Annotated in this window: 18 protein-coding genes; 8 read left to right on the top strand and 10 right to left on the bottom strand. The window is 67.5% G+C overall.

Features of this window, described 5'->3' with window-relative positions:
- Window positions 1-22: 22 nt before the first annotated feature.
- The 4 genes from AC1DX2_RS20140 to AC1DX2_RS20125 all read right to left on the bottom strand — a co-directional run bounded on the left by AC1DX2_RS20140 (window position 23) and on the right by AC1DX2_RS20125 (window position 4,522).
- Window positions 23-1,150 carry a PQQ-dependent sugar dehydrogenase gene (locus AC1DX2_RS20140; protein WP_477198181.1) on the bottom strand — a complete coding sequence of 376 codons (1,128 nt, stop codon included), beginning with the start codon at window positions 1,148-1,150 and terminating at the stop codon, window positions 23-25.
- Window positions 1,151-1,202: 52 nt separating this feature from the next.
- A complete protein-coding gene (trhA, locus tag AC1DX2_RS20135; RefSeq protein ID WP_477198180.1) occupies window positions 1,203-1,841 on the bottom strand; it encodes a PAQR family membrane homeostasis protein TrhA in 639 nt (212 codons plus the stop codon).
- Between the two features lie 84 nt (window positions 1,842-1,925).
- Window positions 1,926-3,080 (bottom strand): GGDEF domain-containing protein, encoded by a 1,155-nt coding sequence (locus AC1DX2_RS20130; protein ID WP_477198179.1) that lies wholly within the window; start codon window positions 3,078-3,080, stop codon window positions 1,926-1,928.
- 101 nt (window positions 3,081-3,181) lie between these two features.
- On the bottom strand, window positions 3,182-4,522 hold the full coding sequence (locus AC1DX2_RS20125) for an MATE family efflux transporter (RefSeq protein WP_477198178.1): 1,341 nt from the start codon (window positions 4,520-4,522) through the stop codon (window positions 3,182-3,184).
- Window positions 4,523-4,807: 285 nt separating this feature from the next.
- Between AC1DX2_RS20125 and glk (AC1DX2_RS20120) the strand changes: the two genes are divergently transcribed.
- Both glk (AC1DX2_RS20120) and glk (AC1DX2_RS20115) read left to right on the top strand, forming a co-directional pair.
- On the top strand, window positions 4,808-5,776 hold the full coding sequence (gene glk, locus AC1DX2_RS20120; protein WP_477198177.1) for a glucokinase: 969 nt from the start codon (window positions 4,808-4,810) through the stop codon (window positions 5,774-5,776).
- Between the two features lie 93 nt (window positions 5,777-5,869).
- Window positions 5,870-7,792: a glucokinase gene (gene glk / locus AC1DX2_RS20115; RefSeq protein ID WP_477198176.1), complete on the top strand. Its 1,923-nt coding sequence runs from the start codon at window positions 5,870-5,872 to the stop codon at window positions 7,790-7,792.
- A gap of 27 nt (window positions 7,793-7,819) precedes the next feature.
- Here the strand turns inward: glk (AC1DX2_RS20115) and AC1DX2_RS20110 are convergent, their stop codons facing one another.
- Genes AC1DX2_RS20110 through AC1DX2_RS20100 form a run of 3 tightly spaced genes read right to left on the bottom strand, consistent with a single transcriptional unit; the run spans window position 7,820 to window position 11,930 of the window.
- A complete protein-coding gene (locus AC1DX2_RS20110) occupies window positions 7,820-9,073 on the bottom strand; it encodes a multifunctional CCA addition/repair protein (RefSeq protein ID WP_477198385.1) in 1,254 nt (417 codons plus the stop codon).
- 20 nt (window positions 9,074-9,093) lie between these two features.
- A complete protein-coding gene (locus AC1DX2_RS20105) occupies window positions 9,094-9,783 on the bottom strand; it encodes a glutathione S-transferase family protein (RefSeq protein ID WP_477198175.1) in 690 nt (229 codons plus the stop codon).
- A gap of 59 nt (window positions 9,784-9,842) precedes the next feature.
- Window positions 9,843-11,930, bottom strand: coding sequence for a lytic transglycosylase domain-containing protein (locus AC1DX2_RS20100; protein ID WP_477198174.1), 2,088 nt, complete (start codon window positions 11,928-11,930; stop codon window positions 9,843-9,845).
- A gap of 9 nt (window positions 11,931-11,939) precedes the next feature.
- On the opposite strand from AC1DX2_RS20100, the gene AC1DX2_RS20095 reads away from it, so the two are divergent.
- Window positions 11,940-12,539, top strand: coding sequence for a 5-formyltetrahydrofolate cyclo-ligase (locus tag AC1DX2_RS20095; RefSeq protein WP_477198173.1), 600 nt, complete (start codon window positions 11,940-11,942; stop codon window positions 12,537-12,539).
- A 404-nt stretch (window positions 12,540-12,943) separates the two neighbouring features.
- On the opposite strand, the gene AC1DX2_RS20090 is transcribed toward AC1DX2_RS20095, so the two are convergent.
- The gene (locus AC1DX2_RS20090; protein WP_477198172.1) at window positions 12,944-13,468 is read right to left on the bottom strand and encodes a TfoX/Sxy family protein; all 525 of its coding nucleotides are present in this window, start codon (window positions 13,466-13,468) and stop codon (window positions 12,944-12,946) included.
- An 87-nt stretch (window positions 13,469-13,555) separates the two neighbouring features.
- Between AC1DX2_RS20090 and AC1DX2_RS20085 the strand changes: the two genes are divergently transcribed.
- Window positions 13,556-14,152 carry a TetR/AcrR family transcriptional regulator gene (locus AC1DX2_RS20085; protein WP_477198171.1) on the top strand — a complete coding sequence of 199 codons (597 nt, stop codon included), beginning with the start codon at window positions 13,556-13,558 and terminating at the stop codon, window positions 14,150-14,152.
- Window positions 14,153-14,370: 218 nt separating this feature from the next.
- The gene (locus tag AC1DX2_RS20080; protein ID WP_477198170.1) at window positions 14,371-14,766 is read left to right on the top strand and encodes a hypothetical protein; all 396 of its coding nucleotides are present in this window, start codon (window positions 14,371-14,373) and stop codon (window positions 14,764-14,766) included.
- 112 nt (window positions 14,767-14,878) lie between these two features.
- Here AC1DX2_RS20080 and AC1DX2_RS20075 read toward each other — a convergent pair whose 3' ends face one another.
- Entirely contained in the window at window positions 14,879-16,255 is a 1,377-nt protein-coding gene (locus tag AC1DX2_RS20075) for an L-serine ammonia-lyase (RefSeq protein ID WP_477198169.1), read from the bottom strand.
- A 149-nt stretch (window positions 16,256-16,404) separates the two neighbouring features.
- On the opposite strand from AC1DX2_RS20075, the gene AC1DX2_RS20070 reads away from it, so the two are divergent.
- Together AC1DX2_RS20070 and AC1DX2_RS20065 are read left to right on the top strand one after the other, a co-directional pair.
- Window positions 16,405-17,364 carry an MBL fold metallo-hydrolase gene (locus AC1DX2_RS20070; RefSeq protein ID WP_477198168.1) on the top strand — a complete coding sequence of 320 codons (960 nt, stop codon included), beginning with the start codon at window positions 16,405-16,407 and terminating at the stop codon, window positions 17,362-17,364.
- 37 nt (window positions 17,365-17,401) lie between these two features.
- Window positions 17,402-19,192 (top strand): hybrid sensor histidine kinase/response regulator, encoded by a 1,791-nt coding sequence (locus AC1DX2_RS20065; RefSeq protein ID WP_477198167.1) that lies wholly within the window; start codon window positions 17,402-17,404, stop codon window positions 19,190-19,192.
- Window positions 19,193-19,233: 41 nt separating this feature from the next.
- Here AC1DX2_RS20065 and AC1DX2_RS20060 read toward each other — a convergent pair whose 3' ends face one another.
- Window positions 19,234-19,875, bottom strand: coding sequence for a response regulator (locus tag AC1DX2_RS20060; RefSeq protein WP_477198166.1), 642 nt, complete (start codon window positions 19,873-19,875; stop codon window positions 19,234-19,236).
- A 128-nt stretch (window positions 19,876-20,003) separates the two neighbouring features.
- Between AC1DX2_RS20060 and glmU the strand changes: the two genes are divergently transcribed.
- Entirely contained in the window at window positions 20,004-21,443 is a 1,440-nt protein-coding gene (gene glmU, locus AC1DX2_RS20055; RefSeq protein ID WP_477198165.1) for a bifunctional UDP-N-acetylglucosamine diphosphorylase/glucosamine-1-phosphate N-acetyltransferase GlmU, read from the top strand.
- The last annotated feature ends 16 nt before the right edge of the window (window positions 21,444-21,459 follow it).

Here is a 21,459-nt window from a genome sequence, read left to right as displayed (position 1 = left end):
TCAGAGACGCTCCAGTGCCGGTTCAGCCCTTGTAGGTGATGCGGTAGATGGCGTCGCCCGCGTCGTCGGCCACCAGCAGCGAGCCGTCGGGCAGCACCAGCACGTCGGCCGGGCGGCCCCAGGCGGTTTCGCCCTGCAGCCAGCCGCTGGCAAAGGTCTCGTAAGCCACCGCCTTGCCGCCCTGCAGCCGCACCAGGCTGATGCGGTAGCCGATCTTTTTCGAGCGGTTCCACGAGCCGTGCTCGGCGATGAAAACCTGGTTGCGGTAGGCTGGCGGGAACATGCTGCCGGTGTAGAACCGCATGCCCAGCGAGGCCACATGGGGCCCGAGCTTTTGCACCGGCGGCGTGAAGTCCTTGCAGGCTTGTTTGGCGCCGAATTCCGGGTCGGCGATGTCGCCGCCGTGGCAGTACGGGTAGCCGAAGTGCATGCCCGCGCGCGGCGCGTGGTTCAGCTCATCGGGCGGGCTGTCGTCGCCCAGCATGTCGCGGCCATTGTCGGTAAACCACAGCTCGCGGGTACCCGGCTGCCAGTCAAAGCCCACGGTGTTGCGCACGCCCTTGGCGAAGGTCTCCACGCCGCTGCCATCAGCGTTCATGCGCAGGATGTTGGCGTAGCGCTGGGCGTCGGGCTCGCAGATGTTGCAGGGCGCACCCACCGGCACGTACAGCTTGCCGTCCGGCCCGAAGGCGATGAATTTCCAGCCATGGTGCGTCTCGGTGGGCAGCTTGTCGGTCACCACCACCGGCGTGGCCGAGGTGCCACTGGGCTGCTGGTCCACATTGTCGATGCGCAGGATGCGGCTGACGGCCGACACGTACAGCTTGCCGTCCTTGTAGGCCACGCCCACCGGCAACTGCAGGCCGCTGGCCAGCACTGTGGCCGCCTGGGCTTTGTAGGCGGCGTCGAATTTCACTGCGTGCACCTTGCCGGCCTTCATCGAGCCGACAAACAGCGTGCCGCCCTTGGCGTCCGCCTGGCCCAGCGCCATCTGGCGCGCGTTCTCCACCTTGGCCCACAGCTCGATGCTGAAGCCCGGCGGCAGCTTGATCTTGTCGAGTTGCGGCTCGGCGGCATGGGCGCTGGCCATGGCCATGCCGGCGCAGCCGGCGGCCAGCCAGGCGGCCATTCGGGTGAGGGTGTTGTGCATCCTGCGTACTCCTTGACCAGAGGGATGCGGTTCGGGGTCCGCGAGCTTGACGCTAAGCAGCGTAATCCATCACCGCGAAGAAGTGGCAGGCGGTGCCGGCCACCACGAAACCGTGCCACACCGCGTGCGCATAGCGCCAGCGCGAGTCCAGCAGGAAGAACGCCACACCGGCGGTGTAGGCCAGGCCGCCGGCCACCAGCAGCGCCACGCCGGCCGTCGGCACATGGCGCACCAGCGGCACCACGGCGATCAGCACCAGCCAGCCCATGGCCAGGTACAGGCCGGTGGACAGCCAGGGGTGGGTCAGCCGGTCGAACATCTTCAGCGTGATGCCTAAAGCCGCCATGGACCAGACCAGGCCGAACAGCGTCCAGCCCCAGGGGCCGCCCAAAGCGCCCAGCGCGAAGGGCGTGTAGCTGCCGGCAATGAACAGGTAGATGGCGCCGTGGTCCAGCTTCAGGAACACGCGCTTGGCGCGGCCGGGCGGCAGCGCGTGGTACAGCGTGGAGGCCAGGTACAGCAGCACCATGGTGGCGCCGAACACGGTGGCGCCGACGAAGCTGGCCAGGTTCAGCTGCCAGGCCGATGTCAGCAGGAAGGGCACGGCCGCCAGCGCGGCCAGCAGCGCCACGCCGTGGCTGACGCTGTTGGCGATTTCCTCGCCCAGGGTTTGCGGTCTTTCTTCGGCCATGGGGTGCATTGTCGCAGGGTCGCCAGGCCGTGTGTTGCGCTGCATCATCCTCCCTGCGCACAGCGTTGTATTGCCGCGCAGCGGTTACAACGCCTCTTTTTCTGCGTACATGGCCGCATCGGCCGCATGCAGCGCCTGGTCCGGCTCGCCGCCCGGCGCCAGGTAGGACTGGCCGACCGAGAAGCGTATGGTTGGGCCGGTTTCCATCTCGTGCGCCAGTTGGTGCCGGGCGGCGGCGATGCGCTCGGCCACGTGCTCGGGTGTCAGCCCCTGCACCACCACCACGAACTCATCCCCCGCATAGCGCACCACGTGGTCGCTGGGGCGAAAGCTGGTCTGCAACACGCGGGCAAAGCGTTTCAGGCAGTCGTCGCCGGCCTGGTGGCCATAACGGTCATTGATGCGCTTGAAATCGTTCAGGTCAAAGAACAGGATGGTGGCGCCGCCGGCGCGTGCCTGCTCCATGATGGCGCGCAGTGAGCGCCGGTTGGACAGGCCGGTCAGCGCGTCGCGGTCCACCAGCGTCTGCAGGCTTTCCTTGGCGGCGATCAGTTCGGCGTTGGCGTGCATCAGCTCCTTGGCCACGGTGCGGTGCAGGGTCAGCACGCAACCCAGCGCAATCATCCACTCCACCCCCATGTCGAACGACGAGTGTGCGGCCAGGAACAGCGCCACCGAGGGCGAACTCGACCAGGGCAGCTGGGTCAGTTGCGAGCCGTAGGCCAGGCTCTCCACGGCCGCGAAGGCAGCGCGCAGGCCAAAGGCCGCTGCCAGCCAGGCCCAGGCCGGTCCCTGCCAGCGTGCCGCCAACAGGGCGCCGGCGGTGAAACACAGGCAGATGACGCTGGACTGGATGAAGCCCAGTCGGTTGATGGAAGTGGCCAGCAGCGCCACGGCCAAGGCCACCGCCGTGGCACCCACCATGGCGCGGCGGCGCACGGCCAGCGGCGCCGGCCCGGCGGCAAAGCTCCAGGCGCCGACGATCAGCTGCAGCACGAACAGCGTCTTCAGGAAGCTGTAGGCGGTGCGGATGGCGAGAAACGCCCAGGGCGATTCGGGCTGCAGCAGCCAATACGCCACCGTCACCGCCAAGGCTCCCAGGTTGGCCAGCCAGGCATACAGCCAGGGGCGCAACTCCAGCCGCTTCGTGGTGCGTGTCAGCACCACGAAAAAGATCGCCACCAGCAGGTCGGAGGTGATCTGCGCGCTGGTGCTCCATTGGTACAGCAGCAGTTCCATGTTGAGCGGGATTCTAGGCCGGTGGTCTGGCGGCTTTGTGAAGGCCATCTCCACAATGGGCGCCCAGGCCGTGGTTCGGGCCTGCGCGTCAGGTCCCTGCGTCAGGCCCGGCGCAGCCGCAATACGCGTTTGCGCGTGGCCTTGGCCGAGGGCAGCCAGCCGTGGCGGAACCAGCGTGCCGCCATGGTCAGGCCGCGCAGCCATTCGTCGGCGGTGTAGGCGATCCACACGCCCACCAGCCCGAGCTTGAAATGCAGCCCCAGCAGCCAGGCGCCGCCGGCCATGACGAACAGCATGGAGGCCGCGCCGGCCAGCACCGGAAAGCGGGCGTCGCCGGTGGCGCGCAGTGCATTGATGATGACCACATTGCAGGTGCGCCCCGGCTCCAGCAGCACGGTGATCCACAGCAGCGTGGTGGCGCTGGCGATGATGCCCGCGTCCTGCGTGAACAGCTTGAGCGTCCACGGCGCCGTGATGGCTGCCAGCAGCGCCACCGCCAGCGACACACCCAGGCCCCAGAACAGGCATTTGCGCAGCAGCCGGTTGGCCTGGTGCAGGTGGCCGGCGCCCACCATGTGGCCGACCAGGATTTCGCAGCCGAAGCTGATGGCCAGGCTGAACAGCACGGTGACGTTCATGATCTGCATCACATAGCTCTGGACGGCGATCTCGCCGGCGCCCAGCGTGGCCACCACGCTGACCGAGGCCAGCATGGCCAGCCGGTAGGCAATGTTCTCGGCCGCGCCCGGCAGGCCGATGTGCAGCACCGGGCGCAGCCGTGCCATGGGCAGCGCCCACCAGTCGCGCAACAGCGGGCGCAGGCGCAGCACCCAGTGCCACAGCAGCAGGTGCACCCCCAGCCCGAAGGCGCGGCTCAGCGCCATGGCCAGTGCGAAGCCGGGCAGGCCCAGCGCCGGCAGCGGGCCCCAGCCCAGCATCAGCGGCAGGCACAGCAGCAGGTGCAGGCTGTGCATGGCCAGCACGTTGTACATGATCTCGCGCGTGCGCATGTGGGCGCGCACCACGGCGGCCATGCTGGCGTTGTAGGCGTCCAGCAGCAGCGCCAGCGACAGCGCGCGCAGGTAGGGCGTGGCCAGTGTCTCGACGGGCGCTGGTGCGTTCAGCAGCGCCAGCAGCATGGGTGCGCCCAGCAACACCACCAGCGCGGTGGCCAGGCCTATCCAGGTGCTGGCGCCTAAAGCGGCGCGGGCGGTGTGGTCGGCGGCGTCGCGGTTGCCGGCACCCAGGTTGTGGGTGATGACCACGCTCACCCCCATGCTGATGATGCGAAACAGCAGGAAGAAGGCGACTTGCACATGGTTGGCCAGCGCAAAGGCGGCCGAGGCCGTGTCGGACTCCCGCGAGGCCAGCCACAGCCCCAGGAAACCCACGCCCAGGCCCAGCACCAGCTCCGCCAGCAGCGGCCAGGTGAGGGCGATCAAACGGGGGCGGGGCGCTGGCGCTTGCATGGGTGCGGTCGGAATTGTAGGTAGTTTTGATACGCAGTTTGGCGAGGCTGCGCGCCAGGCTTTGGCTAGCGCGTTGAGGCCGTCGGGACGGAGCCTGCCATGCCACAGAGGTGGCCGCAAATGACGCCTCGCCGACAGTTTTTCAGATTTACAACAGTTCTGTTTCAAAACCATGATGCGCGGGCATGGCGCCATAAACCCTCGTATAGACTTGGCCGCGTTGTTTGACTACATGCGCGACAGAGAAGGAGACGGAGCATGGAGCAGGGCTACCCCCGCTTGCTGGGTGACATCGGCGGCACCAACGCCCGCTGGGCCTGGCAGCCGGCCGCAGGTGCGCCGCCCCAGGACGTGGTGGTGCTGTCGTGCCGCGACCACGCGTCGCCGGCCGAGTCGGCCGCGGCCTACCTGGCCGCCAGCGGCCATGGGCAGCCGGCCTGGGCTGGCATGGGCATCGCCACCCCGCTGACCGGCGACGAGGTGCGCATGACCAACCACAGCTGGGTTTTTTCCATCAGCGCTCTGAAGCGGCAGCTGGGCGTGGCGCGCTGCCTGGTCATCAATGACTTCACCGCCCTGGCCTACAGCCTGCCTTCGCTGGGACCCAGTGACCTGCGCCGCTTCGGCGCGGGCGTGGCCCAGGCGGGCAAGCCGCTGGCCTTGCTGGGGCCGGGTACCGGGTTGGGCGTGTCGGGCCTGCTGCCGGCCGGCGGCGACCGCTGGGTGGCGCTGGGCGGCGAGGGCGGCCATGTGACGCTGGCCGCCTACGACGCGCCGGAGGCCGCCGTGCTGGATGCGCTGCGCCAGCGCTTTGGCCACGTCAGCGCCGAGCGGGTGGTATCTGGCCCGGGCCTGCAAAACCTGCACCGCGCGCTGTGCCAGGTGCGCGGTGCGGCTGCGCCGGAGCTGACGCCGGCGCAGATCACCGACGCCGCGCTGGCCGGCAGCGATGCGCTGTGCGTGGAGACGCTGCGGTTGTTCACCGCCTTCCTGGGCACGGTGGCGGGCAACCTGGCGCTGACGCTGGGCGCTTTCGGTGGCCTGTACCTGGGCGGTGGCATCGTGCCGCGGCTGGGCGATGCATTTGACACTGCACTGTTTCGCCAGCGCTTTGAGGACAAGGGCCGCTACCGCGGCTACCTGGCGGCCATCCCCAGCTGGCTGATCACCGCACCCGCGCCGGCGCTGCTGGGTGCCTCGCGCGCGCTGGACGTGCTGGAGGCCTGAAGTGCGGCGCTGCACTTCATGTAAGCTTCGTCCCCCCGGCGGCGCCCTGGCCTGCCACCGCCGGCAAGCTGTTTGACCCTGGAGCCCTGTTGCATGCCATTTGACATCTTCGACCCGCCACGCCTGCTGGCCGACATCGACGGCGCGCATGCGCGCTTCACGCTGGAAGTGGCGCCGGGCGAGTTTGCCCACACCACGGCGCTGCGCTGCGCCGAGTATGCGGATTTTCATGCCGCTGTGAGTGCCTACCTGGCTGGGCTGAAAGGGGTGGCGGTCAGCGGCATACGGCATGCCGCCGTGGCCATCGCCAACCCGGTGGCGGGCGACGACGTGCGCATGACCAACTACCACTGGCATTTCTCCATCGAGCAGATGCGCGAGCGCCTGGGCCTGGACAAGCTGGTGGTGGTCAACGACTTCACCGCGCTGGCCATGGCCCTGCCCGGCCTGCTGCCCAACCAGCGCCGCCAGGTTGGCGGCGGCACCGCGGTGCCGCGCAGCGTGGTGGGGCTGATAGGCGCGGGCAATGGGCTGGGCGTGTCGGGGCTGATTCCGGCCGGCAGCGGCTGGATTGCGCTGGGCACCGAGGGCGGCCACGCCAGTTTCTCGCCCTGCGACGAGCGCGAGGTGGCCATTTTGCAACTGGCCCGGCGGGAGCTGGGCCATGTGTCGTTCGAGCGCCTGCTGTCGGCGCCCGGCCTGGTGCTGATGCACCGTGCGCTGGGCGAGCTGGCCGGTGAGACGGTGCAGCCGCTGGACGCCGCCGAGATCATCCGCCGGGCGCTGGCGGCCCAGGACGTGCTGTGCGTGCAGACGCTGGATGCCTTCTGCGCCATCCTCGGCACCGCCGCCGCCAACCTGGCGGTGACACAAGGCGCCCTGGGCGGCGTTTACATCGGCGGCGCCATCGTGCCCCGGTTGGGCGCCTATTTCGACCAGTCACCGTTTCGCCAACGCTTCGAGGACAAGGGGCGGTTGAGTGACTACATGCGGGGCATCCCCACTTTCGTCATCACCGCCACTGACAGCACGCTGGTGGGCACCTCGCTGGTTTTGGCGGCGCAACTGCGCGAGCACGAGGCCACCGGCAACCTGGCCATCCTGGAGCAGGTGCGCCGCGCCCGCACCGGCCTGTCGCCGGCCGAGCAGCGCGTCGCCGACCACGTGCTGGCGCAGCCGCGCACGGTGCTGAACGACCCCATCGCGCAGATCGCCCGCGCCGCCGACGTCAGCCAGCCCACGGTGATACGCTTTTGCCGCTCGCTGGGCTGCGAAGGCCTGTCGGACTTCAAGCTGCGCCTGGCCTCGGGCCTGACTGGCACCATCCCCATCACCCACACGCAGGTGACGCGCGCCGACTCCATGGTGGAGCTGGGCGCCAAGGTGTTGGGCAACACCGCTTCGGCGATTCTGCAGGTGCGCGACCGGTTGAACCGCGACAGCATAGACCGCGCGGTGCGCCTGATCACCCAGGCCCAGCGGGTGGAGTTCTATGCCGTGGGCCACTACGGCGTGGTGGCCGACGACGCACAGTTCAAGTTCCTGCGCGTGGGCGTGGCCTCGGCGGCCTACACCGACCCGCGCCTGCAACTGCTGGCGGCCAACCTGCTGAATCCGCAGGCGGTGGCGGTGCTGATCAGCAGCAGCGGGTGCATCGCCGAATTGCTGCAGGTGGCCGACAAGGCGCGCGAGCGTGGCGCGGCGGTGGTCGCCATCACCGCCAGCCAGTCGCCGCTGGCGCGCAAGGCCGACCTGGCGCTGATCGTGGACCATGTGGAGGACGTGGCCACCCACGTGCCTATGATCAGCCGCATCCTGCACCTGCTGATGGTGGACATCCTGGTGGTGGGCGTGACCATGCGGCGCGGCGAGCACAGCCTGCCGCAATTGGGCAAGGAAGCCAGCGTGGCCTTGGACGAAGAGGCACGGCCGCCGCCCTCACCCAGCGCCCGGCGTGCCGCGCCCGGTGTCAGCACGGCGGCGGCGCTGCTGCCGATGACGTCACACAGCCAGTAGCCAGCAGAGCAGCCAGCCAAGCCGCAGTCACAGCCCGGCGGCCACCAGCTGCGCCACGCGCGCCTGCTGTATCGCGTCGCCAATGGCTTTGCCGCTGGCGCCGCGCGCCTGCGCCTGGGCCGCCACCTGGTCGGTGGCCACCTGCTGAGCCGTTTCCAAGGCAGCGCGCAAGCGCGCGCGCTGCGGGTAAGGCGATTCGCTCAGGCCCCCGCGCCCCCGGGCGTCGCATTCGCAGGCCAGCAGGATGTCGTCAAAGCGCTGCGGCTTGCGAAAGGCGTCGCAGCGCTCCAGCAGCCGCACCAGCGCGGCGGCGCCCAGGTCGCCACTGCGGTGGATGTTGCCGTGCTCGCGTGCCACCACGTCGGCCAGTTCGCGGCAGTCCACCGGCACGCGCAGGCGCTCGCACACCTGTTTCAGCAGCCTGGCGCTGCGAGCCTCGTGGCCCAGGTGGCGCGGCAGCGCATCGGCCGGTGTGGTGGCCTTGCCCAGGTCGTGCATCAGGCAGGCGGTGCGCACTGCCAGGGGTGCATTCAGTCGCGCCGCCATGTCCAGCACCATCTGCAGGTGCACACCGGTGTCCACCTCGGGGTGGTGGGCGGCGGGCTGTGGCACGCCGTACAGGGCCTCCACCTCGGGCAGCAACCTGGCCAGCGCGTTAGCGCCGCGCAGTACCTCCAGCATGCGTGAGGGGCGCGCTTCCATCAGCCCGCGGCTCAGTTCCTGCCACACGCGTTCGCTGACCAGCGCGTCGGCCTCGCCGGCGTCCACCATGGCGCGCATCAACGCGTTGGTCTCAGTGGCTACCGAAAAGTCCGAGAAGCGGGCCGCAAAGCGCGCCACGCGCAGGATGCGCACCGGGTCTTCGCGGAAGGCGTCGGTCACGTGGCGCAGCACTTTGCCTTGCAGGTCTTGCTGGCCGTGGTACGGGTCGACCACCGTGGCTGCGTCGAAACTGCCGTCGGCGTGCAGGTCTGCCGCTGGCACCGCCATGGCGTTGATCGTCAGGTCACGCCGTGCCAGGTCCTGCTCCAACGTCACGTCGGGCGCCGCATGCACGGCAAAGCCCTTGTAGCCGGGGCCGGTCTTGCGCTCGGTGCGGGCCAGCGCGTATTCCTCTTTGGTCTGCGGGTGCAGGAACACCGGGAAATCCTTGCCCACGCTGACATAGCCCTGGCGCAGCATGTCGTCGGGGCTGGCGCCCACCACCACCCAGTCGTGGTCCTTCACCGGCAGCGCCAGCAACGCGTCGCGCACCGCGCCGCCGACCAGGTAGGTTTGCATCACCACAACAGCGGCTCCGCTCAGCGCCCCAGGCGATAGGGCTCTTCGAAGTCGAGGAAATCCTGTTCCGCCAGCGCTTCAACCATCCAGGCCTGAATGCCCGGGGCTGCGCAGATGCGCTGCACATAGGCGGCCACGACGGGCGGCACAGGCAATGCATAGGTTTTCAGGCGCATGCACACCGGCGCAAAGTAGGCGTCGGCGACGCCGAAGCTGCCAAACAGGAACTTGTCCGCGCTGTTTGCTTGCAGCAGTTCGGTCCACATGGCGCTGATGCGGGCCACGTCGGTACGCACGGCCGGCTTGTCGCGCCAGATCAGTGCGCCGGTGGCGGCCAGGTCGGCCTCGATGTTCATCGGGCAGTTGCCGCGCAGGGCGGTGAAGCCGGAATGCATTTCGGCGCAGATGCTGCGCGCGCGGGCGCGCTGTGCCTTGTCTGCCGGCCACAGCTGCCGGTCCGGGTATTGCTCGGCGATGTATTCGGCGATGGCCAGTGTGTCCCACACCACCAGCTCGCCGTCTTTCAGGATAGGCACCTTGCCGGCGGGGGACAGTGCGCCGACGGTTGCCTTGAAGGTCGAATTGGCCTCGAACGAGTCAAAGCGCACCTTGACCTCTTCAAACGGGATGCCGGCCTGCTTCAGCAGCACCCAGGGCCGCATGGACCAGGACGAGTAATTCTTGTTGCCAATGTAGAGTTGCAATGCCACTTGAGCGCCTCCGCGGGGGAATTTGGCCCCCGATTGTGCGTCAAGCGGCTGCGGTCTGCTCAGGGCAACTCAGGGTCGACGTCGGTCTTGCCGGCGCCCAGCGGCCCCACCGTGCCCAGCCGCGCCTTCAGCGACTGCGACTGGCCCGACAGCAGCGCCGCGTACACCGTGGTGTTGGCCAGCACCTTCTTCACGTAGTCGCGCGTCTCGGTGAAAGGCACGGATTCGGCCCAAATGGCCGCCTCCATGGTCGGCGCGCCGGCCTGGCCGCGCCAGTTGCGCGGCCGGCCCGGCCCGGCGTTGTAGGCGGCGGCGGCCAGCGGCATGGAGCCGCCGAAGTTGTCCAGCACCATCTTCAGGTAGTTGGTGCCCAGCACGATGTTGACCGACATCTCCTTCAACTGCGCCGGCTGAAAGTCATTCAGGCCGATCTTCTTGGCTGTCCACTTGGCGGTGGCCGGCATCACCTGCATCAGGCCGCTGGCGCCCACGCCTGAGCGCGCGTCCATGATGAAGCGGCTTTCCTGGCGCATCACGCCATAGGCGTAGGCGGCATCCAGGCCGATCTGCTTCGCCTGCGCCACCACGGCGGTCTTGAATGGCATGGGGTAGCGCTGGCCCATGTCCAGCAACGTGCGGGTGCGCTCGCTGGTGTTGATGCAGCGGTCCCACACCTCGCGCTCGCAGGCGTAGGCGGCGGCGGCCAGCAACGTGCGGTCGTCCATGCCGCCTTTGGTGTGCAGGTTGGTGGTGTAGTTCCACTCGCGCACGCCCTCGGACCGCAGCCCCAGGTTGATGGCATACAGCGCGCGCTGCAGGCCGGGGTTCTTGCGCGCTTCCTGTTTCTCGGTCTCGGTCAACGCCGGTTCAATCGCCTGCGCCGGCGGGATGCGCTGGCCCAGCTCTTCCATGGCCAGTTGTTCGTAGAAACCACGCGGGCTGGCGATGCTCTCCAACAGGCGCACGCCCTCGGCGCGGTCGATCTCGCCCTGGCCTGCCGGACCGCTGGCGCTCGGCTTGGGCGGCTGCGCCAACGCCAGCAGGCCGCGCGCGCGCCAATAAATCCAGGACGGGTCTTGCTGGGCCTCCGGGCTCATGGCCTTGATGGCGGCCAGCACGTCCTTCCACTTGCCGGCCTTCAGCGCCGCGCGCACCTTCCAGGCCAAGTGCTCGTCGGTCATCTCGTCATCCTTGGCGTTGGCGAAGTAGGCCATGGGCGTGCCGGTGAAGCGCTGGCCGGCAAACTTGCCGACGGCACCCCAGACCCAGGAGCGCTGCTCGGAAGTGAGTTGAGCGTCCCAGGTCTTGGTCATGGCCGCGGCGGTTTGCTCCGGGTCGGTGGAGGCCAGCTTCAGCAAGGCCAGCACGATGTATTCCTTGCTGGCATGGGAACCGGCCTGTTGACGGCCAGCCAAGTACTTGCCCACGCTGGTGTTGATCTCGTCCACCTGGGTGGCCGCCTTGCCGGAGATGATCTCGGCCGCCATGCGGGTCATGCGCGGCTTGTTGGCCTCCATCGCCAGCCGGGCCTTGCGCCAGACGTCCAGCTCGGTCAGCTTCTTGGACTCGAACAACTGGGTGGCCAGGTAGTAGCAGCCGTCATCGGCTTCGCGTTGGCTGTACCAGGTCTGCTTGAAAGTGGCCAACTGCAGCGTGGTGCTGTTGGCCGCCATGGCGTAGCAGGCCACTTCGCGGTCGTCAGCCATGCGGTAGTGGGCGTGCTCGGCGTTGAAACCGGCCCAGTCACGCCGCTGGCCCAGCACCTGCAGCCAGTCGTTACGAAGCCGGTCTTCCTGGTAGGTACCGGCGTAGCGGCGGAAAAACTCCTGCACCTCACTGGGGCCGGCGCTGTCGCCCAGGCGGGCGCGCAGCTCCCAGTAGGCGGCCCAGGGCTCCAGCAGATGGCCCTTGGCCTGGGGCAGCAGCGCGGTGAGGCGCTTGCGGTCGCCAGCCTTGAAGGCCTGGGCCATGTCCAGGATGACGCCGTCGGCCTTACTGGTGGCCGGGGCGTCGGCGGCGCTGGCCGGTTTGGCGGGTTTGACGGCCTTGGGGGCCTTCTTCGGGGTCTTGGGCGCGGCATCGGCGCTGGGGCTGAGCACGCCGCACAACACCAGGAACAGTGTCAGAATGGCAGAGGAAAACTGCATGTGGGCATTATGGACAATTCAGAGGACAGGCGGCACCAGGAAAAGAAGATCCTGCGCAAAGCGTTGGTGGAACAACGTTTCAGCATGCCGGATTGGCGACAGAAGGCTGAACTGTTACAACAGGTGATGCGCATCTGGCTGGTGGGCCGGCCCGACGCGGTGATAGGCGCCTATTGGCCCATCAAGCGCGAATTCGACCCACTGCCGGCTCTGCACCGCTGGAAAGAGGACGGCGAGCTGCTGGACCAGCCGCAGTTGCGCCGCATCGGCCTGCCGGTGGTGGACAAGGTGCATAAAACCCTGGTCTTTCACGCCTGGTACCCCGGCTGCCCGATGGAAGAGGACGCCTACCACATCCCCAAGCCCAAGGACACCGAAGTGATCGTGCCCACGCTGCTGTTCGTGCCCTGCGTGGGCTACGGGCCGGGGGGCTATCGCCTGGGGTATGGCGGCGGGTTTTATGACCGCACGCTGGCCACGCTGCAGCCGAAACCGTTCACTGTAGGACTCGGCTTTACCGACGGTTTCTTGCCGGACTTTGAGCCGGAGCCGCATGACGAGGCGTTGGACGCCATCCTCAACGACAACGGGGTGGTGTGGCCGGTTTAGCGGTCTTTTCTTCGGTCGTTCTGTAGGACTTTCTTCGGCTGAGACGCGCTGGGCGTGCGGCGCGGTGGCGGGTGTTTGGCTCCTTCCCCGGTGAGCAGGTCCGCTGCGCGGACTGCCTTGCGGTGCTCGCCCCAGCCGGGAAAGCGTGCAAACTCGCTCCCTTCGGTCGCTCAAACAGCACGCTTTCTGATCCGTCTGGGGCTGCGCTCCTCRRCTGCTCACAGGGGRCCCTTCMGCCRAYCACCCGCCGCCGCGCCGCACGCCCAGCGCTTGCAGCATTCGAAAGCTTTCGCGCGGAGGGAGCAACGACCGCCAAACCGGTGGGGGAGGGAGTGGCCTCACGCCTGCGCTTCTTCCTTGATCAACAGGGAAGCTGGCGCGCCCAGACACATCATCAACGCGGCTTACTTGGCCTTGGCGGCTTTCTTGGCTGCTGCCTTTTTTGCCGGCACTTTTTTCGCCACGACCGCTTTCACCGCGGCCTTCTTCGCAGCAGGCTTCTTGGCAGCCACAGGAGCAGCAACCTTCTTCTTGGCCGCCGGCGTCTTTTTCGCGGCCCGCTTCGGCGCCTTGGCCAGCTTGGCGTTTTGCGCCTTCAGCGCGGACTGGAAGGCCATGCGCGCCCACGGCGCCATCAGCGCGGGGGACTCCATGGCGTCGGCGGGCGGCGCAAAGTAGTTCATGCCTTTGAGCTCGCCCTTGACCGGGTACATGAACTGCTCGCAGCCCGCTTGCTGGAACTGGGTCTTGGTGTCCTCGTCGGCCTTCAGCCACAGCGTGTCGCCCTTGCCCAGGTCCGTCATCAGCGCGAAGGTGAGGCCGTCGCTGCTGATACCCCAGCCGCCGAACATGCGTTTGGCCACGCAGCGGCCCACGCTGGCCAGCAGGTCGCAGCAGTACAGGGCGAAGTCCTGGTTGGAGGAGGGCATGGTGGTGCTCCTTGGGTGGTGCAGGGTGTGAAGCTGGCGGCAGTATCGCACCGGCGTCCATCCTGCGCTGGTCAATAATGCCCATCCATGGCCCGCCCCAAATCCGCCGCGCACGACCTCAAGCGCGAAGAAATCCTGGACACCGCCGCCCGTTGCTTCGCGGCGCAGAGCTACCCGGCCACCAGCATGAACGACATCGCGGCGGCGTTGGGCACGTCCAAGGCGCGGCTGTACCACTACTACGACGCCAAGGAAGCCATCCTGTTCGACCTGCTGGACCGCTACACCCAGCGCCTGCTGCTGATCGTCGGCCAGGTGGAGGCGACAGCCCAACGCCGCGCGTTGGACGACCGCGCGGCGCTGCATGAGCTGGTGCGCCAGTTCCTTGCGGAGTACGAAACCTCGGCCACGCGGCATGTGGCGCTGCTGGGCGACACCAAGTTTCTGGGCGAGACGCAGCGCGAACTGATCCTGGACCGGCAGCGTGACCTGGTGGCGGTGGTCACCCGCTTCTTGAGCCGGGCTTACCCCAAGCGCCTGAACGCCGCCAACCAGACCGCCGTCACCATGATGCTGTTCGGCATGATCAACTGGACCTTCACCTGGCTGCGGCCGGATGGGCCGATCAGCTACGCGGCTTTTGCTGAAGAGGTGGTTGCCATGCTGGAGCGTGGGCTGGCTTGACACAGATGCCGTTGTATATTGGTCAGCGGGTAAGACTGAGACACACCGGTGAGGTTGGTGTGGTCGTGTGGGTGTGGCCGGACGATGTTGGCGATGCCGACACCTACGTGGCATTCTTTGGCGACGCTTTCCCTGCTGGCAAGCCAGAAGAAAAACCCTATGCGCTCCGGTATTACGCGGCCAGCTTGGAATCTATCGACTAACTTACGCTCAGTTCAATGCCAGTCTTTTTGGCCGCATTCGTGGTCATCGCCTGTGGCGTTCTTTTCATCGTCTTCGCGGCGATGGCTTTCGCGAAGCCTGAGGGAGCCAAACGTTTCTTGCTGCGTTTCGCGAGTTCTGCGCGAACGCATTACACAGAGCAGGCATGTCGGTTGCTGGTCGGAGCGGCGCTGATTGTGCGCTCGCCGGTCATGTGGCAACCGAGCCTGTTCTGGCTTATCGGTTGGGCGATCGTCGTCAGCTCAGCGGTGTTGATCTGCCTTCCTTGGCAGTGGCATCACCGGTTGGGACAGCACATGCTGCCCGTGGTGGTGCGCCGCCTCAGGCTGTACGGCGCGGGTGCATTCGCATTTGGCGCCTTGCTGCTGTATGGCGTCACGTTTGCCAATTGACCCGATGTCGCTGGGGCGTGTGGCGGAGCGGAATCAAGGAGGAGGGCCGTAGGCCCGGGGGACATCCGCGTAGCCACGCGCCCCAGCGGCGTCGACAGATCGCGAGGAAGTTTCAGCACTCCACGATATTGACCGCCAAGCCCCCGCGCGAAGTCTCCTTGTACTTCGTCTTCATGTCCGCGCCCGTCTCCCACATGGTCTTGATCACATTGTCCAGCGACACCACGTGTTGGCCATCGCCCTGCAGCGCCATGCGGGCGGCGTTCAGGGCCTTCACCGCGCCCATGGCGTTGCGCTCTATGCACGGCACCTGCACCAGGCCGCCTATGGGGTCGCAGGTCAGGCCCAGGTTGTGTTCCATGCCGATCTCGGCGGCGTTCTCAATCTGCTCGGGCGTGCCGCCCTGCACCGCCGCCAGGCCGGCCGCCGCCATCGAGCAGGCCACGCCCACCTCGCCCTGGCAGCCCACCTCGGCGCCGCTGATGGAGGCGTTGATCTTGTACAGGATGCCGATGGCCGCCGCCGTCATCAGGAAATCGTTGATGCCGTCCTCGCTGGCGCTGGCCACAAAGCGGTCGTAGTAGTGCAGCACCGCCGGTATCACGCCGGCCGCGCCGTTGGTGGGGGCTGTCACCACCCGGCCGCCGGAGGCGTTTTCCTCGTTGACGGCGAAGGCGTAGACGTTGACCCAATCCAGCACCGACAGCGGATCGGCCAGCGCGCGCTCGGCGCGCTCGCGCAGTTGTGCCGCCAGCACCGGCGCGCGCCGCTGCACCTTGAACGGGCCGGGCAGCGTGCCGCTGCGGCTCAGGCCCCGCTGCACGCACTCGCGCATGGTGCGCCAGATGGTGGCCAGGCCCTGGCGTATCTCTTCGTCGCTGCGCCACGTGCGCTCGTTGACCCACATCAGCTGCGCAATGCTTAAGGAGTGCTGCTTGCACAGCGCCAGCAATTCGTCGCCGGACTTGAAGGGGTGGGGCACGCTTTGGTAAGCGGTCAGCACCTGCTGGTTGGGCGCACCGGCCGTCACCACAAAGCCGCCGCCCACGCTGAGGTATTTGCTCTCTTTCAGCAGTTGCTCGTCGGCGCCATAGGCGCTGAACTTCATGCCGTTGGGGTGCTCCGCCATGGCCTGGCGCTGGTACATCAGCAGATGCTCTTTTTCGCGGAAGGCCACCGGGTGTGTGCCCAGCAAGCGCACTGTCTTGCTGGTGCGGGCTTCCTCCACCAGGGCGGGCACCGCGTCCACGTCCACGCCATCGGGCGTGTGGCCCATCAGGCCCAGCATCACCGCGATGTCGGAGCCGTGGCCCTTGCCGGTGGCGCCCAGCGAGCCATACAGCTCGGCTTTGACGCCGGCGGTGGTCTCCAGCAGGCCGTCGCGCTGCAGGGCCTGGGCGAACATGCGCGCCGCGCGCATCGGCCCCACGGTATGTGAGCTGCTGGGGCCAATGCCCACCTTGAACAAATCGAAGACGCTGATGGCCATGGATGTAGGACCCGTGTGAAGAGCGGGGCCCACTTGTGGCGGATCCACGCGGCGGCAGTCTAGCACCGTGGACGGGCCGGTGGAGAAAACAGGCGCGCGCGGCCAGCGCCCTTGCCGTAAACTTGACCTCCCCTCAGGAGACCACCGGCATGTCCAAAGCCTTCGCCAGCCAGGCTGATCTGGAAGAGAAAAAGATCACGTTCGAACAACTCAGCGCGCATTGCTGGGCCTACACCACCGAGGGCGACCCGAATTCGGGCGTCATCATTGGCGACAAGGCCATCCTGGTCAGCGACGCCACTGCCACGCCAGCCATGGCGCAAGACCTGATTGCGCGCATACGCCAGGTCAGTGACAAACCCATCAAGTACGTGTTGCTGACGCACTACCACGCGGTGCGCGTGCTGGGTGCCAGCGCCTTTGCGGCCGAGGGCGCCACCGAAGTCATCGCCAGCCGCGGCACGCTGGAGCTGATCGCCGAGCGCGGCGCGCAGGACATGCGCAGCGAGATGGAGCGCTTTCCCCGGTTGTTTCGCAACGCAGAATCGGTGCCCGGCCTGACCTGGCCCACGCTGGCGGTGGAGGGCCGGTTGGCGTTGGACCTGGGTGGCGTGCAGGTGCACATCTGGCACCCCGGCCCCGGCCACACCAAGGGTGACACCATCGCCTGGGTGCCGCAGGAGAAGGTGCTGTTCTCTGGCGACCTGGTGGAGTTTGAAGCGGGCGTCTACACCGGTGACGCGCAGCTGGAAGAGTGGCCCGCGACTTTGGAGGCGCTGCGCGCGCTGAAGGCCGAGGCACTGGTGCCAGGGCGCGGCGAGGCCATGCGCGGCAATGACAACGTCAACAAGGCGCTGGATTACACCAAGCGCTGGGTGGAAACGCTGTACCGCTGCGGCCGTGAAGCCGCCGCCAAGGGCATGGACCTGAAGGCCGCCATGGCCCACACCCGCGCCAGCATGGACCCCCTCTTCGGCCATGTGTTCATTTACGAGCACTGCCTGCCGTTTGACGTCAGCCGCGCGTTTGACGAGGCCAAGGGCATCAAGCACCCGCGTATCTGGACCGCGCAGCGCGACCAGGAAATGTGGCAGATGCTGCAGGCCTGACCGCGCACCGCACCCTTCACACCCACGGGCTGGCAGCATGAAGACGGTAGACGCGCAACGGCTGCAATCGGGCGAGCGCCTGGTGGAGTTCATCGCCAACCACGCGTTGTCGATGCCGATACCGCTGGCCTCGGTGGTGGTCTTCATGGCGGTGGTGGCGGCCAACCGGGCACCGGCTTGGCAGGTGGCCGGCTGGGTGCTGCTGGAGTTTGCGGTGCTGTTCTTCCGCTATCGGGCGCTGAGCCGCCTGCCGGCACGGGCCGACCTGGACGTGGCGGGCAAGCTGCGGGTGGTGATGTGGCTGTCGGGCATCAGCGGCGTGGTGCATGCGCTCAGCCTGACGTTCTTTCCGGTGCTGTCCGAGCCCGAGCGCTTCCTGTTCACGCTGATGCTGCTGGGCCTGGGCACGGCGGCGGTGGGTTTCCTGGGCGGCGACCGGCCCACGCTGCTGGCCCATCTGCTGCCGTTGATGGGCACGCTGGTGGCGGTGTGGGCGCTGGTGCCGTGGGTGGAAACTCCGTCGTGGACGGAACGTTCACTGGCGCTGATCATCGCCATCTATGCCTGGCTGCTGCTGCGCTTTGCCCAGGAAACCGAGAAGACCTTCATCGACTCCTGGCGCATACGGCTGCATGAGCACGAGATGAACGAGAAGCTGCACCACGCGCTGGTGCAGGCGCGCGAGGCCAGCTCGGCCAAGACGCGCTTTCTGGCCGCCGCCAGCCATGACCTGCGCCAGCCGCTGCACTCGCTCTCCTTGCTGGCCACCACGCTGTCCATGCGTCCGCTGGACAAGCGCAGCGCGCAGATCGTGGAGTTGCTGCGCCAGTCCACCGAAGCCTTGGCCAGCCAGCTTGACGGCCTGCTGGACGTCTCCAAGCTGGACGCCGGCATCGTTGCCCCCAATTGGCAGACCTTCCAGTTGAATCAGGTGGTGCGCCAGCACTGCCAGGAGATTGAGGCCGCGATCCAGCAAAAGGGGCTGGCGGCGCGCTTCAGCTTCGAGGGCGACGATTGGGTGCGCAGCGACGTCAACCTGCTGCTGCGCGTGCTGGGCAACCTGACGGGCAACGCGCTGAAGTTCACGCCCGGCGGCCACATCGCGGTGGAGGTGGGGCGCCTGGAGGGCATGGCCTGCATACGCGTCAGCGACACCGGCGTGGGCATTGCGCAGGCCGAGCAGCAGAAGGTGTTCCAGGAGTTCTACCAGGTGGGCAACACCCAGCGCGACCGCTCCAAGGGTCTGGGGCTGGGCCTGGCCATCGTGCAGCGGCTGGTGAGCCTGCTGGACCTGCGCATGCGCATGCGCTCGCAGCCGGGGCAGGGCACCTGCTTCGAGCTGCTGTTGCCGGTGGTGCCTGCGCCCGCCATGGCACACGATGGCCCCGCCCGCGCGCCCGATGGCGACCAGCGCTATGCCTTGCAGGTGCTGCTGGTGGATGACGAGCCCTCGGTGCGGGTCAGCGTGCGCCTGCTGCTGGAGGAGTTGGGCTGCAGTTGCCTGGAAGCGGCCGACACCCTGGAGGCCATGCGTATGGTGCAGCAGACCCGGCCCGACCTGGTGCTGGCCGATTTCCGCCTGCGCGAGGGTGACAACGGCATTGCCACCATACGCGCGGTGCAGAGCCGCTGGCCCGGTGTCAGCGCGGTGCTGGTCAGCGGTGACACCGCGCCCGACCGGCTGCGCGAGGCCCAGGCCGCCGGCATCAACCTGCTGCACAAACCCGTGCGGCTGGAGCAATTGCGGCGCGAGCTGATGGCGGCCCAGGCGGTGCGTGATGCGGCCCAGGCGGTGACCAGCCCGGCCCCGTTGGTGACGCCGGCCTGATCTTGCCAACCGATTGGCCTGCGGACTCTCAAGGACGCAAATTACTCAGCCGGGTCTTGCGTCAACCCCAGGCGGGCGGCCTTGTACAGGGCTTCTACCCGGCTGTTGACCTTCAGCGCGCGAAACGCGGTAGCCACGTGTTGCTTGACCGTGGCTTCGGACAGCTCCAGTTCGCGGGCAATCATCTTGTTGGTCTTGCCCTGCACCATTTTCAGCATCACCTCGGTCTGGCGCAGTGTCAGACCCAGGGATTCGATGGGGTTGGTGGCCTCTGGCGCGGGCAATTCCACGTTGATGCCCACCAGCGCCTGCGGCGGCAGGTAGATGCCGCCATGCAGCACCAGGCGCAGTGCCGCCACCAGCAGGTTGGGCGAGGACGACTTGGGGATGAAGCCGGCGGCGCCATCGTTGATCAGGTGGTGGATGAGGTGCGGCTGCTCCTCGCCGGATACGATGACCACCGGCACGCCTTCGAAGGTCTGCTTGATGCGCGCCAGCCCGGCGCCGCCGCCGATGCCGGGCATGCGCAGGTCCAGCAGCACGAGGTCAAACGGGCCGGGTTGCTGCTCGGCCTGCTCCAGGCTGGCGGCGGAAATGCATTCCAGCCGTTCGTCCAGCTCGGTCAGCAGGAACTTCAGGCCCTGGACAAACAGTTGGTGGTCGTCGACCAGCAGAATGCGCATGCGGTGAGAAATGAGTCTTCCCCACAGTATCCTGCATCCTGGCCATTCTTTCAGCGCAGGCTTAGGGGGCTGGCTCTAGCGTTGATAATGGTTATCCATAGCAACCTCAGGCATGGCGGACTTCAGACATGAGCGCAGACGCAAAGACAGCAGCAGGCGGCCCGGCGGTGGACGTGGTCATCATGGCCGCCGGCAAGGGCACGCGCATGAAAAGCGCATTGCCCAAGGTGCTGCACCAGATTGGCGGGCGCGCCCTGTTGGTGCATGTGGTGGACACGGCGGCGCAGTTGCACGCGCGCCGCGCGGTGGTCATCACCGGCCACGGCGCCGAGCAGGTGGAGGCGGCGCTGGGCAAGGCACCCGAGAGCGCCCGGCTGGACATGAAATTCGTGCGCCAGGAGCCCCAGCTGGGCACCGGCCACGCGGTGCAGCAGGCGGTGCCGCAGTTGCCGGACGATGGCATCGTGGTGGTGCTGTCGGGCGATGTGCCGCTGACGCAAGCCGACACACTGGCCAAACTGATCGCGGCCAGTGGCGGCGACAAACTGGCGCTGCTGACGATTGAGTTTGCCGACCCCACGGGCTACGGCCGCATCGTGCGCAACAGCGCGGGCGGCAGCGTGCAGGCCATCGTGGAGCACAAGGATGCCTCGCCCGAGCAGCGGCAGATACGCGAGATTTACAGCGGCATCATGGCCGTGCCCGCCAGGCAGTTGAAGGCCTGGCTGGCGCGCCTGGACAACAAGAACGCCCAGGGCGAGTACTACCTGACCGACATCGTCAAGTTCGCCGTCGCCGATGGCGTGCCGGTGGTGGGCCAGCTGATTGACGATGCCCCGCAGGTGGCGGGCGTCAACAGCCCGGTGCAATTGGCCGAGCTGGAGCGCTCCTACCAGCAGCGGCTGGCGCGGCAGCTGATGGAGGCCGGCGTGCGCCTGGCCGACCCGGCGCGCTTTGACGTGCGCGGCACGCTGCAGTGCGGGCAGGACGTGGAGATCGACGTCAACTGTGTGTTCGCCGGCCAGGTCAGCCTTGGCGATGGCGTGCGCATCGGCGCCAACTGCGTCATCAGCAATGTGGTCGTTGACGCTGGCGCCGTCATCCACCCGTTCACCCACATCGAAGGCGGCGCTTCGCCCAAGGACGCGGTGCGCGTGGGCGCCGGCGCGCTGATCGGCCCATTTGCCCGCCTGCGTCCCGGCGCGCAACTGGGCGAAGAGGTGCACATCGGCAACTTCGTCGAAGTCAAGAATTCCAGCCTGGCCAAGGGGGCCAAGGCCAACCACCTGGCCTACCTGGGCGACGCCACGGTGGGCGAGCGCGTCAACTATGGCGCCGGTAGCATCACCGCCAACTACGATGGCGCCAACAAGCACCGCACGGTGATCGAGGCCGATGTGCATGTGGGCAGCAACTGCGTGCTGGTGGCACCCATCACACTGGGTGCCGGCGGCACCGTGGGGGGTGGCTCCACCGTCACCAAGGACACGCCAGCCGGTGTGCTGACGGTGGCGCGCGGCAAGCAGGCCACCATCACCGGCTGGACGCGGCCGAAGAAGAACAAGTAGCCAGCGACAGGCCACG

The organism is Hylemonella sp. P2_B10 (assembly GCF_056404875.1).
This window is presented reverse-complemented; position numbering and strand designations above follow the sequence as displayed.

Excerpts from the sequence above, each read along its gene's own strand:
- AC1DX2_RS20110 (WP_477198385.1), bottom strand. The coding sequence starts at position 9,073 with ATGCAAACCTACCTGGTCGGCGGCGCGGTGCGCGACGCGTTGCTGGCG.
- AC1DX2_RS20080 (WP_477198170.1), top strand. The coding sequence starts at position 14,371 with ATGCCAGTCTTTTTGGCCGCATTCGTGGTCATCGCCTGTGGCGTTCTT.
- trhA (WP_477198180.1), bottom strand. The coding sequence starts at position 1,841 with ATGGCCGAAGAAAGACCGCAAACCCTGGGCGAGGAAATCGCCAACAGC.
- glmU (WP_477198165.1), top strand. The coding sequence starts at position 20,004 with ATGAGCGCAGACGCAAAGACAGCAGCAGGCGGCCCGGCGGTGGACGTG.
- AC1DX2_RS20095 (WP_477198173.1), top strand. The coding sequence starts at position 11,940 with ATGGACAATTCAGAGGACAGGCGGCACCAGGAAAAGAAGATCCTGCGC.
- AC1DX2_RS20070 (WP_477198168.1), top strand. The coding sequence starts at position 16,405 with ATGTCCAAAGCCTTCGCCAGCCAGGCTGATCTGGAAGAGAAAAAGATC.
- AC1DX2_RS20100 (WP_477198174.1), bottom strand. The coding sequence starts at position 11,930 with ATGCAGTTTTCCTCTGCCATTCTGACACTGTTCCTGGTGTTGTGCGGC.
- AC1DX2_RS20065 (WP_477198167.1), top strand. The coding sequence starts at position 17,402 with ATGAAGACGGTAGACGCGCAACGGCTGCAATCGGGCGAGCGCCTGGTG.
- AC1DX2_RS20060 (WP_477198166.1), bottom strand. The coding sequence starts at position 19,875 with ATGCGCATTCTGCTGGTCGACGACCACCAACTGTTTGTCCAGGGCCTG.
- glk (WP_477198177.1), top strand. The coding sequence starts at position 4,808 with ATGGAGCAGGGCTACCCCCGCTTGCTGGGTGACATCGGCGGCACCAAC.
- glk (WP_477198176.1), top strand. The coding sequence starts at position 5,870 with ATGCCATTTGACATCTTCGACCCGCCACGCCTGCTGGCCGACATCGAC.
- AC1DX2_RS20075 (WP_477198169.1), bottom strand. The coding sequence starts at position 16,255 with ATGGCCATCAGCGTCTTCGATTTGTTCAAGGTGGGCATTGGCCCCAGC.
- AC1DX2_RS20085 (WP_477198171.1), top strand. The coding sequence starts at position 13,556 with ATGGCCCGCCCCAAATCCGCCGCGCACGACCTCAAGCGCGAAGAAATC.
- AC1DX2_RS20130 (WP_477198179.1), bottom strand. The coding sequence starts at position 3,080 with ATGGAACTGCTGCTGTACCAATGGAGCACCAGCGCGCAGATCACCTCC.
- AC1DX2_RS20090 (WP_477198172.1), bottom strand. The coding sequence starts at position 13,468 with ATGCCCTCCTCCAACCAGGACTTCGCCCTGTACTGCTGCGACCTGCTG.
- AC1DX2_RS20140 (WP_477198181.1), bottom strand. The coding sequence starts at position 1,150 with ATGCACAACACCCTCACCCGAATGGCCGCCTGGCTGGCCGCCGGCTGC.